Raw genomic sequence first — 11961 nt, 5'->3', positions numbered from 1 at the left:
GTATGTCATTGGCCATGAGATCACTCCCGAGACCATCGCAGCGGTCACCAGAACAAGGCGACCCTGGGAGTCTCAATGGAGCATGGTGATCATGCTGCTCCTGAATGTCTCAACTAGGGCACGCTGGGACGCGCAGGAGGTTACCCAAAGTCGTGAGCGCCTTTGTGGGCTGTCTCACTGATACACAGCTGGTGATCACTCAGCACCTCGATGATCCGGCAGCTTTCGACTTTCCCCCCATCACACTGGCTCACCATCCGCCTGAGCTCGTCACGCAGTGCCGAGAGCCGCTGCAGACGTGACTCCACTTCCTCCAGGTGATGCTTGGCAACGGCATCGACCTCCTGACAGGACATGTCGGGCTGGTCGGACATCGCCAGTAGTTCACGTACCGCATCCACCGAGAAGCCGAAGTCCCGGGCATGGCGAATGAAGGTCAGCCGTCTGACGGCGCGCTCGTCGTAGCGACGCTGACCCCCTTCAGTCCGTAAGGTGTTTTCCAGCAGCTCGATGCGCTCATAGTAACGCACCGTTTCAGGCTGGCAGCCGGTACGGCGAGCCAACTCCCCGATACCGATGGCATGGCTAATCTCCGGCATCCTGATGCTCCTCTTGCATGACTTGAACCTGTAGTTGCTACAGGGATTATGCTTCCGGACAAGATTAAGACATTCGGAGAGGCAGCGCCATGACCGAACCAACGCAAGGCACCATCCCGTCGACGCTGACACTGCAGGTGGAAGGCATGGACTGCGGCGGCTGCGAGCGCAAGGTAGAGGCCGCTCTGGGCCGCCTGGAGGGCATCGGGGAGGTGTCGGCCAGTTCGGTCACCGGATCGGTGAGGATTCACCCTCAACAGGATACGACGCCTTCTCATGAGGCGATCGAGCGGATCCTTAACGAGCTCGGCTACCAGCTTGCCACCGATGATGAGGGAGATGAGGCGGATGCCGCTCCGGCCTCTTGGTGGCAGACCGCCAAGGGACGCTTGGTGCTCGTCACGGGGGGGCTGCTGGCTCTGGCCTTCGTTCTCCGCCTGGTCTGGCCTAGCCTAGGCAACTGGCCCTTCGTCGCGGCCACCCTGGTGGGGTTGGTGCCCATTGCACAAGGCGCCTGGGGTGCGCTGAAGATGCGCAACCCCTTCACCATCGAGATGCTGATGAGCATCGCCGCCTTGGGGGCCCTGGCCATCAATGCCGCCGCCGAAGCGGCGGTGGTGGTCTTCCTGTTCGCCGTAGGCGAGTTGCTGGAGGGGGTGGCCGCGTCGAGGGCGCGACGCAGCATCTCGGCCCTGGCGGACCTGACGCCGTCCACGGCGAGGCTGATGGAGGATGGGGATACCCGTGAGGTCTCGGCCGCCTCGCTCACGCCTGGGCAGCGAGTCCTGGTGCGACCGGGCGACCGCGTGCCCTGCGATGGACGTATTCTGACCGGCGAATCCGACCTGGATGAGTCACCGATCAACGGGGAGTCGGTGCCCCGCACGCGGGCGCCGGGGGACGACGTCTTTGCCGGCACGGTCAACCTCGATGCCGCCCTGGAGGTGGAGGTAACCCGCGGCGCCGAGGACAACACCATCGCACGGGTCATCCGCCTGGTGGAGGAGGCCCAGGCCGCCAAGGCGCCGGTGGCACGTTTCATCGACCGCTTCGCTCGCTACTACATGCCGGCGGTGGTGGGGCTCGCCCTGCTGATGGCGGTGGTGCCGCCGCTGGTCTCGACCATGGCCTGGTCGGAATCGATCTATCGCGCCCTGGCCCTGCTGTTGATCGCCTGTCCCTGTGCTCTGGTGATCTCAACCCCCGCGGCGATCGCTGCCGGCCTCTCGGCGGGCGCCCGGCGGGGCCTGCTGATCAAGGGCGGCGCGGTGCTCGAACAGCTGGGTAAGCTGCGGACGGTGGCGCTGGACAAGACCGGCACCCTCACCGCCGGCACCCCCAAGGTCACCGACGTGGAGGACTGGGCCACTGGCCAGGGCACGCAAGAGATCCTGAGGCTGGCGGCTGGGATGGAACGTGACTCCAGCCACCCCATCGCCACGGCCATCCTCGCCCACGCTGAGCAGTTGGGCCTTTCCCTTCCACTGGCGAGTGAGAGCCGCGCCCTGTCGGGCCGAGGGGTCTCCGGTCGGGTCGAGGGGCGTGAGTTGAGCCTGATCACCCCCCGCCACCTGGCAGAGCAGGCCGCCCTCGATCACGATCTGACCGCTCGGATCGCCGAGCTGGAACACGCCGGCAAGACTCTCGCCGTGCTGGTCGAAGGCGAGCGCCCGCTGGGCCTGATCGCCGTGCGCGATGAACCTCGCGACGATGCCCGGGAGGGGCTGACGGCGCTGTCGCGCCTGGGCGTGCAGGCGGTGATGCTCAGCGGTGACAATGCGCGTACCGTCGCGGCCATCGGTGACAGCCTGGGCATCGAGGCACATGGCGAGCTGATGCCCGAGGAAAAGGCCCAGCGCGTTCGTGACTGGCAGGCCGCCGGCCGAGGCCCAGTCGGCAAGGTGGGCGACGGTATCAACGATGCGCCGGCGCTGGCCGCGGCAGAGGTGGGCATCGCCATGGGCGGCGGCACGGATGTGGCACTGGAAACCGCGGATGCGGCGCTGCTCAAGAACCGCGTCGGCGGCATCGCCGAGCTGATCGCCCTGTCCCGGGCCACGCTGCGCAACGTCAAGACCAACGTCGCCCTGGCGCTGGGCCTGAAGGCCATCTTCCTGGTGACCACGGCGCTGGGCATCACCGGCATGTGGATCGCGGTGATGGCGGATACCGGCGCCACCGTGCTGGTGACCCTGAACGCCATGCGGCTGCTGGGCTATCGCTTCTCGCCAGGCAATAATGCCACGACTGGCTCGGCAAGCCCGCGCTACCAGGAAGCCACGTCATGAGGACAGAGCGGATACCGACAGTGCCGCGCCGCTGGTACTGGTTGGCATTGGCCGTTATGGTCGGCCTGGCCGACCAGGCCATCAAGGGGCTGGTGCAGGCGCTGATGCCGTATGGCCAGACCATCCCGCTAGCCCCGTTCTTCAATTGGGGCCACTGGTGGAACACGGGAGCGGCCTTCAGCTTCCTCGCCGATGCAGGCGGCTGGCAGCGCTATCTCTTCTTGGGCCTGACAGGGATGGTGACTATTGTCCTGACGATCCTGCTGTGCAGGCCCAGGCCCCGTCTGGAGGCGCTGGGGTACAGCTTGATGCTGGGTGGCGCGCTGGGCAATGGCATCGACCGCCTGGTACGAGGGTATGTCGTAGACTACCTGGACGTCTACTGGCATGAGTGGCACTGGCCCGCCTTCAACCTGGCGGATATCGCCCTGTTCCTGGGTGTCATCGCCTTTGCGATTGCGGCCTTACGTGAGCGTCCCTCCCCCAGAGCGTCTGAGTAACGGCATGGATGCAGAGAACCTGCCAGTCCGGTACATGACGCTTGCCGGCCGGATCTCTCCGGCCCTCGGTTGTTTGCTGGCCCTGACCGCCGGGGGACTGACCACTCTCAGCGCCGCGCCCTTTGCGCTGTGGTGGCTGGGCCCGGTGGCGGTGGCACTGGTCTATTCCGGCATCCATGTCCTGACACCCGCTCAGGCCGGCCTCCGCGGCTGGTGCTATGGGGTGGGCCTGTTCGGCTCCGGTGCCTCCTGGGTCTTCGTCGCGATCCACGACTACGGCTATACGGGGGCGCCCCTGGCGCTCTTCCTCACCGGCCTGTTCGTGGCCAGCCTGGCGCTGTTCTTCGCCGTCCCCTTCTGGCTCTATCGCCGCGTCACGGGCCCACGCCTGGCCTTCCTCAGCTTCGCCGGCATCTGGGTACTCAGCGAGTGGCTGCGCACCTGGCTGTTTACCGGGTTTCCCTGGCTGCTGCTGGGCACGTCCCAGGTAGACTCGCCGCTGGCGGCCTGGGCCCCGGTGGGCGGGGTCTATCTGCTGTCGCTGATCACCGCCCTGACCGGCACCCTGGGCGTGGAACTGCTGAGACGACGCTGGTGGGCCGCGGCGCCCATCGCTGTTCTCTGGCTAGCCCCGATGGCCTTGCCGACCCAGTGGACCTTCCCGGCCGGCGAGCCGCTGCGGGTCGCCCTGCTGCAGGGCAACCTGGATCAGGCGATCAAGTGGACTCCCGAGGGGCAGCGCGAGGCGGCCAGTATCTATACGGCGTTGACCCTTGCACAGTCCAACGACTTCGACCTGGTTGTCTGGCCCGAGGCGGCCCTGCCGATGCTCGAGGAGGAGGCCCGGCCAATACTGGAGCGGGTGCAGTCCAACCTCGCCCCCGACACCGCCTTGCTCACCGGCATCCTGCAGCGCGACGGCGGCGACTACTACAACGGCGTGATCGGCCTGGGTAACGCCGAGGGAAAGTACCGTAAGGCGCGCCTGGTGCCCTTCGGCGAGTACCTGCCGTTGGAGAGCCTGCTCGCCGGCACCATCGCCTTCTTCGACCTGCCCATGCCCACCATGACGCCTGGCACCGACGATCAGGAACCGCTGCGCGCCGCCGGAACCACCATCGGTAACGCCATCTGCTACGAGATCATCTATGCCGACCGGGTGGCCGAGCAGGCGCGCGACGCCGAGCTGCTGCTGACGGTCTCCAACGACACCTGGTTCGGACGCTCCATCGGCCCCCTGCAGCATCTGCAGATGGCCCGCCTGCGCGCCCTGGAGAACGGCCGCTATCTGATCCGCGCCACCAGCAACGGGGTGACCGCCATCGTCGATACTCAGGGCCGTGTCACGGCCCGCGCACCACAGTTCTTGGCGACGAGCCTCCGCGGCGAGGCGCTGCCCATGGTGGGGAACACACCGTTCACACGTACCGGTAGCTGGCCGACCTGGGTGTTGGCCGCCTTACTGGTGCTGCTTGGATGGAAACTCAACACACGTCGGTCTGGATGATAATAGTCCAGTCGAAAAGGGAGAGAATAATGGCTTTATCGGAACGTCACTCTAGTACAGCGAGGAAAGGTCCATGGTGGCAGCTCCGAGCACGCTCAGTGGTGGGGGTGCTGGTCGGTTGGCTGGCACTCATTAGCGTTGCTCAGGCCGAAGAGGAGAACGAGTGGCCCCGCGGCCACTATCCGCTGCCTGAGGAAGGCAATGTGATCGGCGACACCTACCGCATAACGGTGGATGATCGAGGAGATACCCTGCTCGATATCGCCAGGCGACACAACCTGGGGTACAGGGAGATCGTGCGCGCCAATCCGGATGTGAGTCTCTGGATTCCCGGCGAGGGTACCGAGGTGACCATACCCGGGCGCTTCATCCTGCCCGATGCTGAGCGCACCGGGATCGTCATCAACATCGCCGAGCTGCGCCTCTACTACTATCCGGAGGTTGACGATGGTGAAACGCCACGCGTTGAGACCTATCCCATCGGCATCGGTCGTGAAGGCTTCGGTACCCCCCTCGGTGTCACCGAAACCACCATGAATATCGAGAACCCTGCCTGGTACCCACCCGAGTCGGTCCAGCGTGAAGCCAGGGCACGCGGTGAGAAGGCGCCCAGCGTGGTGCCTCCGGGTCCGGATAATCCACTGGGGGATCATGCCATTATCCTGGGTTTCGACGGTTACTTGATTCATGGCACCAACCAGCCGGATGGTATCGGCATGCGTGCCAGCCGTGGCTGTATTCGCATGTTCCCTGAGGACATCGAGTCGATTTTCGACCGCGTGCCACCGAACACCCAGGTCCAAATCGTCAACCAACCCATCAAGATCGGCTGGGAGGAAGAGCAGCCGCTGGTTCAGGCATTCCCGCCGCTGGAAGAAGAAGGGCACAGCATGTCCGCGTTGGAAGACACCGTCACACGCCTCAACCAACGCGGTGTCGAGGGCTTGAGCTTCGATGATGGACAGCTTCGCGGCCTATTGGATGACCCCAGCGGTCGCATGGTGTCCCTGAACCCCAAGCCGGCGCCGGAACCGGATAGAAAGCACGACACTGGCTACAAGGGTATCTACGCAGAAATCGCGCTGCGCAGGCCATGACGAGGACAACATGGCGGGTCTTGTCAGTCTCGTGACGCTGACTTCAGGCGTGGCTGATACAGGATCTATCGCCCTCTGCAGGGCCACTGGCGGTGCGTTGGCAGTTATACCCAACCACTGAACTGGTGCCCTGCCTTGGGGCGCGGCCTTCCTCGCCTACCAGGCACCGAGGTGCGGGCTCTGGCTTTGCCTGCGTTTATAGGCCCACCTTGCCGCATGGTGCGGCGGGCTCCTAAGCTCACCATTGGCGTGCCGATTCTGGGGAGGGAAGGGCTATCGAGCTCGACGTCGCTCTGGGCTACCTGCTGCCGTGGGAGTTCTCACTGACCTGGTCGGCGAGCTGCCTGCTGGCCATCGTGCTCTACCTGCGAGGCCTGCGGCAGCGCAGACGGCGCGGCGAGGCCACCGGCGCGGGCCGAATCCTGGCCTACCTGCTGGGTGTCGCCACCATCTATGGCGTCACCCAGACTCATTACGACTACCTCGCCCAGTACATGTTCTTTACCCATCGGGCCCAGCACCTGGTGCTGCATCACGCCGGCCCCCTCCTGATCGCCCTGGCCGCCCCCTTGCCGGTACTGGCAGACGGCTTGCCGACTCGAATCAGACCCTTCCCCGGGTGGAGCCTGGCCGCGCGCCTGCTGCGTCCTGTTTATCGGACTCTGCAGCATCCACTGATCGCCCCCCTACTGTTCGTCGGGCTGATCTATTTCTGGCTGATTCCCGAGATCCACTTCGACGCCATGCTCAGCGCTGATCTCTATCAGGTGATGAACTGGAGCATGGCGCTGGATGGGTTGCTGTTCTGGTGGCTGATCCTGGATCGCCGCTCGCCGCAACAAGGCGGTCTCGGCTATGGCAAGCGTGTCGCCATCCTGTTGGCGGTGATCCCCCCGCAAATTCTCCTGGGCGCCTATATCACCTTCAGTCGCGACGTGATCTTCGATGTCTACGAGGTTTGCGGTCGCGCCTGGCCGCTGGATCCTCTGACTGACCAACTCCTCGGCGGCCTGCTGACCTGGATTCCCGCCTCGATGATGAGTGCCATTGGGGTTCTGATCATTCTCAGCTTTCTGTTCCGTGACGCCCGCAAGGAGGATGCCGCTGATGTCTCTCACGCCACACGCTAGTCTGCCGCGCCTGGCGAAACGCTGGTGCTGGGCCTTCCTGCTGCTGATCGCGACGCCCGGCACGGTGGCTGCTGCCGAACTGCAGGTCAGCGAGGCGCGTCTTCGGCTTCTGCCCGGGGACCTGCCCGCGGCAGGCTATTTCACCCTCACGAATACCAGTGAGAAGGGCGTCACCCTGACAGGAGCGGATAGCCCCGCTTTCGGCAATGTCACCATGCATCGCACTGTCAATCAGGATGGCATCACCAGTATGCAACCCGTCGCCCAATTAGAACTGGCAGCGGGGGAGCAGATCGAGTTCGCACCGGGGGGCTATCATCTCATGCTCATGAAACGGACTCGCCCCCTCGTTGTTAGTGACGACATCGAGGTGAACCTTCATTTCGCCGGCGAGCAGCGACAGCGTGTCACCTTCCGCGCCGTGGCGCCGACAGCACAGTAGGGGGAGCAGGATGCACCGATGGATCATGGCACTATTCGTGACCCTATGGCTTGCGGGCTGCAGCGAGCCGCCTTGGCAGACCAAGGATATCTCGGGGCTCATGCCTCCCCTGGCGTTCGAGCTTGTCGACGAGAACGGCAAAGACGTCAACGCCGATCAGTTCCTCGGCAAGAGCACACTGCTGTTCTTCGGCTTCACTCACTGCCCCGATGTCTGTCCCACCACCCTCGCGCGCCTCGACGCCGCCACCCAACGCATGGGTGAGGCGGCGCGCGACGACATTCAGGTGCTCTTCGTCTCGGTCGACCCTCGTCGCGATGACGCCGAGACGTTGCGAGAGTACACGGATGCCTTCGGCCCCCAGTTCATCGGCCTCACGGGGGATAAAGCGGCCCTCGATGAACTGACACGCCGCTATCGGGTGACCTACGGGTATGGCGAAGAGGACAGCGAAGGCAACTATGATGTGTCGCACTCCAGCGCTGTTTTCGCCTTCAATGATCAGGGAGAGGCGCGCCTGCTGATCCGCGACAGCGATCCTATGGAGGCCGTGGTTGCCGACCTCGAAAGGCTTGCCAGCGGTGCCTGAGTAGTCACTGTCCATCGCCCCTATCTTCCGTAGAGGATCGGTACGGTTCAGGGGGCTGCCGAGGGGGGCTTGGCTAGGAGTACGGTGCAAGGTTCGTCGTTGCGCCTTGAGGCAGCCGAACACGACGTTCGATCACATTTTACTCCTGGAAATTGGATGGGGAGCTGCAAGGGCTATGTGTGAGAGGGCTCCGGGATCAACTTGCCTGGCACCCATCTCAGGTACACCACCATGCCGAACAGCTCGACCAGCGACTGGAAGACGATGACCACCACGGCGGCTTGCCAGGCATCGGGCAGCGTCAGGGCGATGGGTAGCACCACGAAGGAGTTGCGTGTGCCGAAGCTGAAGGTCAGAGTCCTGGCTGATGGCGCGGAGAGCCGGAAGAGCCTGCCGAGGGTCTTGCCCAGGATGGCGGCAAAGGCCAGGTAGGCGACGAAGATCGGCAGCACTTGCAGCAAGACCCCGCCGAGGCCGGCCACGGTCGTCACCTGGGAGGCCGCGATGACAAAGACCACCAGTGCCAGCAGGGGTACGGGCAGTAGGCCCAGGCCATGAACCCACCGTCTGGCATTGAGGTGACGCTCGGCCAGCCGCTCGGTCACCCAGGCCAGGGCCAAGGGGGTGAGAATCAATCCCGCGAAGGCGCTGAGGAGGTGGGTGCTGATCGCTGCCTGGAACCACTCCGCGCCCAGAAAGAGCCAGAGATAGACCGGTAAAGCCAGCAACTGCACGAGCAACAGCGCCGACGTGGCGCGCATGAAATTCGTGAAAGCGGTGCAGCGGCTGGGATTCAGCCTGGACGAGATCGGGCAGCTACTGGCTCTGGAGGATGGTGCTCATTGCAGCGAGGCGGCGGAACTAGCGTCACAGCGACTTGACGACGTGCGCGCCAGGCTGGCTGATCTGACCCGCATCGAGGCGGCCTTATCCCGGCTGGTCGATGAATGCCATGTGCATCAAAGAAAGGTGTCGTGCCCGTTGATCGCTGCCCTGCATGACTGGTAGGTCATGACGGGGCTCGTCAATGTGGTGCTGCCAGCTTCTGGCATTCCATGCAGCCATCTGTTGAAACTGACAGTCTCGAAGAACTCCGACATGCGGTGCAGCGAAGACCTTGACAGCTGTTGGCGGCCAGCCGGTCGTCCATGATGGAGTTGATACGGCTGTTGGGTGGAAATTTCATGCGTGGCCGCCGTGGTCAGTGGGCTGTGGGTAGAGACGGCGACGTTATCGCGCCATGCCGCTCTGTGCGGCGTTTATGCCGCTACCTGATGATTTCGTATCTCACGGTATAAAAGCGGCCCGGGGCCGCTGTGCGCCATTTGTAAGGCAGGGGGTGGTGATCGAGACGACAAGTCGCCTCTACTGTCTCGGCCATGTAGCCGCCTGGCTTAAGAAGCCTGAGGTATCACAGCTAACGAGGGGGATCGGGAAGAGCGGATGTCAGAGGTCCGTGTGATAGGCTTTGCGAGATATTCGATGGCGAAAAGGCACGAGGTAGGGAATGACGGATCATGGTCAGGATAACCACGAGTCTCATCCAGTGGGACACGAGGTAGCCAATACCAAGCACCGGCGGCAGAGGTTTGGCCTGAGTGAGCATTGGCGTGAGCAAGCTCGGAAGGTGGCTTCTGGTGAGCTTGATGATGCCGCAGAGACTTCGCCTACGCCCGATACAGGACCCTCTTCCTCATTTCCCAATGCATCACACGATGATGAGCCACCGGCCACTTTAAAGTCCCTCTTTAGTGACCCCGATCTCCAAGCTGCGCTCAATGCTCCTTGGCCTTCCTGGCCGGCAGCGCCTGATTTGAGCAGTGAATCTGGTGCTGGGGGCATGGGGTTATTTGGAGCGCGCCAAGCGCCAAAGCAATCTCGTCACGATAGACAAGTAGCCGATGTCATGTCCATGCTTCAAGGACAGTTTTATCTCACTACTAATGAGTCGAGAAGCCCACTGCTGACTGATAAGTTTACGGGCGAGACTTTGCCACATTTGGACCCAAAGATCCTTGAGAGGCTGAAGGGAGAGTATTGGAGAACCTCCATAGGAAGGCAGCAGGATGTCTCCTATGGTGTCATCAGGTCTGCCATCAGCAATTTTGTTTATGGTGCTATCCCCGAGGCTGTTCTACCGGTTTACGGTCGTGCAGGCGTTGACTTGAACAGTGGTCGACGTGCGCTGATCTTGGGGAATCAATGCTTGATTTTTTCACCGGGCTTATCGAGCTATGAGATACGGACTGGGATTCCCCATGTCATGCCTCGAGAAAGCTTGCCGGTGTGTGTTCCTGATAACGTTGGGAATGTGCTTCCTCAATCGATATCTACTTTATTCGATGTCACTTCGCTGCCGAAAGATAGTGACCTGTTGGTGATTGCCTGGATGGTCATGGCCTGGCGCTCAGATAGTGCGCCCGTGTTGCTTGAGTTGTTAGGTGAGCCTACTCCTGAGCTGATCGATTCACAGAAGATGCTGAAGACGGTCATAGACCCGGCGAGTAGTCTGTTTGAGATCGAGGTTCCCAAGTCGATAAAGCAAGTGGATATTCGGGCGCAGTGCCATTACCTGATGAGTTTCCATCGAGTGGATTCGCTGTCCAAAACACAGCAGAAAGGCTTGCTTTCGATCATGCAGGGAAAGGCAATGGAGTGGCGCACGAAAACGAAGCGTTCTGGGGTAGATCTTTCCGTCCGTTGTGCGGTCATGCTGAATAGCAGCGAGAGTGTAGTGACCTATGCACCGCTATCCGACGCTACCTTGAGCATAGAGCTGGATGATGCAGGAGGGGGCAAATCTCAAAATGCTGTGGAGGATCGCAGCATGGCGGAGAGAACCATCATTCATGGCCTTCTCCAAATATTTGGCTATGTTAACCAGTTCTGGAGCCATGTTGAAAATGATCGACAATGCGACCGCTATGGTGGTTTGCGAGACCTATGCCGGATAGGTGTACTGGTGGCTGATGCTTTGGGTCGAGATACTGCCGAATTCTGGCAACAACTTGATGCCAACCAGCAAAGTCGTCGCGATTATGAGCTGGAGGAAAATCCTGTCGCGATGGCCGTGAAGCGTCTCATCGATGCGTCGGAAGATGGACGGATAGAGGCCACGGTCAAGGATTGGCTTGTGCTGCTCGATGGGTATCGCCCTGAGCCTGATCCTTCAGGTTCCTGGCCTGTCACGTCCCGAGGGTTGGCGGCCAAGTTCAAGCAGAGCAGGGCCTTGCTTGCGACGTTCGGGGTTCAGCTTGTCCCTCTCGAGAAACGTGGCCCCTATGGGCGCTGGCGTGCCTCATGCGATGCCTCTCGCCAGAAGTAGCGATGGGCTGCCTAGAGCGTGCAAACTGGTATTGGGTTAGACATTGTGACTTATAAATCTAAAAAAACATGAAAATCGACATCCTGCGGCGCTCATGTTGTACGATAATCCATCGCAATGTCTCAATCTCCATCGCTTTGGTGGGTCTCTACCCACTGTCTGAGCAGGGCATGGCCAACCCCCGAGGGCAGTCGTCGCCCCTGCTCCCACTCCTGCAAGGTTCGCACGCTGACTCCCAGATCGGCCGCCAGCGCTGTCTGGCTCATGCCACGAATCCGGCGTAGGGCCATGACGTCACGTAGCAGTCGACGGGTCGGTTCCTTGCGTTCCATCCTGGCGAGGCGACGATCTCCCCAGGGATCGTGGGATGACGATTCTTCTTGGCTGCCACGGGTGTTGTGAGGGAACGAGAGGGAGGGAAACATCGAAGTCGGAAACATTGCAGGCACCATGTTGAGAGAGGTAGGACGGGTCCGCCTAGGAC

11 protein-coding genes and 1 pseudogene are annotated in these 11961 nt (G+C 62.1%); 9 read left to right on the top strand and 3 right to left on the bottom strand.

The annotated features are described in order from the left end of the window. Window positions 1–140: 140 nt before the first annotated feature. Window positions 141–599 carry a helix-turn-helix domain-containing protein gene (locus NKF27_RS20505; protein WP_035470166.1) on the bottom strand — a complete coding sequence of 153 codons (459 nt, stop codon included), beginning with the start codon at window positions 597–599 and terminating at the stop codon, window positions 141–143. Window positions 600–688: 89 nt separating this feature from the next. Between NKF27_RS20505 and NKF27_RS20500 the strand changes: the two genes are divergently transcribed. From NKF27_RS20500 to NKF27_RS20470, 7 genes are all read left to right on the top strand, one after another. Continuing rightward, window positions 689–2887, top strand: coding sequence for a heavy metal translocating P-type ATPase (locus NKF27_RS20500; protein ID WP_035470168.1), 2199 nt, complete (start codon window positions 689–691; stop codon window positions 2885–2887). Then, window positions 2884–3387, top strand: a complete 504-nt coding sequence (gene lspA, locus NKF27_RS20495; protein WP_035470171.1) for a signal peptidase II — start codon at window positions 2884–2886, stop codon at window positions 3385–3387. The genes NKF27_RS20500 and lspA overlap by 4 nt, the downstream gene beginning before the upstream one ends. Before the next feature lie 34 nt (window positions 3388–3421). After that, window positions 3422–4894: an apolipoprotein N-acyltransferase gene (lnt, locus tag NKF27_RS20490; RefSeq protein ID WP_253554686.1), complete on the top strand. Its 1473-nt coding sequence runs from the start codon at window positions 3422–3424 to the stop codon at window positions 4892–4894. A gap of 29 nt (window positions 4895–4923) precedes the next feature. Continuing rightward, complete coding sequence (locus tag NKF27_RS20485) at window positions 4924–5991, top strand: L,D-transpeptidase family protein (protein ID WP_045993870.1); 1068 nt, start codon at window positions 4924–4926, stop codon at window positions 5989–5991. A 356-nt stretch (window positions 5992–6347) separates the two neighbouring features. Then, window positions 6348–7121, top strand: a complete 774-nt coding sequence (locus NKF27_RS20480; RefSeq protein WP_071211138.1) for a cytochrome c oxidase assembly protein — start codon at window positions 6348–6350, stop codon at window positions 7119–7121. Next, window positions 7099–7563 carry a copper chaperone PCu(A)C gene (locus NKF27_RS20475; protein ID WP_035470183.1) on the top strand — a complete coding sequence of 155 codons (465 nt, stop codon included), beginning with the start codon at window positions 7099–7101 and terminating at the stop codon, window positions 7561–7563. The genes NKF27_RS20480 and NKF27_RS20475 overlap by 23 nt, the downstream gene beginning before the upstream one ends. 100 nt (window positions 7564–7663) lie before the next feature. Then, the gene (locus tag NKF27_RS20470) at window positions 7664–8152 is read left to right on the top strand and encodes an SCO family protein (protein WP_308812420.1); all 489 of its coding nucleotides are present in this window, start codon (window positions 7664–7666) and stop codon (window positions 8150–8152) included. Between the two features lie 173 nt (window positions 8153–8325). Here the strand turns inward: NKF27_RS20470 and NKF27_RS20465 are convergent, their stop codons facing one another. After that, window positions 8326–8913, bottom strand: coding sequence for a hypothetical protein (locus tag NKF27_RS20465; protein ID WP_231498570.1), 588 nt, complete (start codon window positions 8911–8913; stop codon window positions 8326–8328). On the opposite strand from NKF27_RS20465, the pseudogene NKF27_RS20460 reads away from it, so the two are divergent. After that, window positions 8897–9160 (top strand): annotated as a pseudogene (locus NKF27_RS20460) (MerR family DNA-binding protein); the annotation flags it as partial. The gene NKF27_RS20465 and the pseudogene NKF27_RS20460 overlap by 17 nt on opposite strands. A 499-nt stretch (window positions 9161–9659) precedes the next feature. Further along, a complete protein-coding gene (locus NKF27_RS20455) occupies window positions 9660–11477 on the top strand; it encodes a hypothetical protein (RefSeq protein ID WP_253554685.1) in 1818 nt (605 codons plus the stop codon). A gap of 122 nt (window positions 11478–11599) precedes the next feature. Here NKF27_RS20455 and NKF27_RS20450 read toward each other — a convergent pair whose 3' ends face one another. Continuing rightward, the gene (locus NKF27_RS20450) at window positions 11600–11917 is read right to left on the bottom strand and encodes a DNA-binding transcriptional regulator (RefSeq protein WP_231498571.1); all 318 of its coding nucleotides are present in this window, start codon (window positions 11915–11917) and stop codon (window positions 11600–11602) included. Window positions 11918–11961: the final 44 nt, after the last annotated feature.

This window comes from Halomonas sp. DN3 (assembly GCF_024137905.1).
Lineage (GTDB): Bacteria > Pseudomonadota > Gammaproteobacteria > Pseudomonadales > Halomonadaceae > Halomonas > Halomonas litopenaei.
The sequence above is the reverse complement of the archived record's forward strand: the minus strand, read 5'-3'. Positions and strand labels throughout refer to the sequence as shown.

Coding starts and splice junctions, on each gene's coding strand:
- NKF27_RS20500 (WP_035470168.1), top strand. CDS start 689: ATGACCGAACCAACGCAAGGCACCATCCCGTCGACGCTGACACTGCAG.
- lnt (WP_253554686.1), top strand. CDS start 3,422: ATGACGCTTGCCGGCCGGATCTCTCCGGCCCTCGGTTGTTTGCTGGCC.
- NKF27_RS20485 (WP_045993870.1), top strand. CDS start 4,924: ATGGCTTTATCGGAACGTCACTCTAGTACAGCGAGGAAAGGTCCATGG.
- NKF27_RS20505 (WP_035470166.1), bottom strand. CDS start 599: ATGCCGGAGATTAGCCATGCCATCGGTATCGGGGAGTTGGCTCGCCGT.
- NKF27_RS20475 (WP_035470183.1), top strand. CDS start 7,099: ATGTCTCTCACGCCACACGCTAGTCTGCCGCGCCTGGCGAAACGCTGG.
- NKF27_RS20455 (WP_253554685.1), top strand. CDS start 9,660: ATGACGGATCATGGTCAGGATAACCACGAGTCTCATCCAGTGGGACAC.
- NKF27_RS20450 (WP_231498571.1), bottom strand. CDS start 11,917: ATGTTTCCGACTTCGATGTTTCCCTCCCTCTCGTTCCCTCACAACACC.
- NKF27_RS20465 (WP_231498570.1), bottom strand. CDS start 8,913: ATGCGCGCCACGTCGGCGCTGTTGCTCGTGCAGTTGCTGGCTTTACCG.
- NKF27_RS20470 (WP_308812420.1), top strand. CDS start 7,664: ATGCCTCCCCTGGCGTTCGAGCTTGTCGACGAGAACGGCAAAGACGTC.
- lspA (WP_035470171.1), top strand. CDS start 2,884: ATGAGGACAGAGCGGATACCGACAGTGCCGCGCCGCTGGTACTGGTTG.